General features: G+C 62.8%; 1 pseudogene. It reads left to right on the top strand.

Features of this window, described 5'->3' with window-relative positions:
• Positions 1-277 (top strand): annotated as a pseudogene (locus C464_RS19485) (rolling circle replication-associated protein); the annotation flags it as partial.

Below are 277 nucleotides of genomic sequence, written 5' to 3'. Positions count from 1 at the left end.
GGGATTGCGGGCCGGATCGGGAGCGGCCGGACTGCCGGAAGGACTTGGCGCACCTGAAGTACCAGACAGAATCGGGGGAACAGGCGTCGTACCGTTGCGGTTCGTGGGACTGCGAGTGTTGCGGCCACCGGCTGAGGATGGGACTGATCGAGGAGATAGAACGGATCACGGAGGAGCGCCCGGAGATGCGTCGGTTCCTGACGCTCACAGTGGACCGCAGAGCGCCCGCGTCGAAGGAGGAGAAGCACGAGTACATCACCTGTCTCTTATACACATC

The sequence above is a fragment of the Halorubrum coriense DSM 10284 genome (assembly GCF_000337035.1).
Lineage (GTDB): Archaea > Halobacteriota > Halobacteria > Halobacteriales > Haloferacaceae > Halorubrum > Halorubrum coriense.
This window is presented reverse-complemented; position numbering and strand designations above follow the sequence as displayed.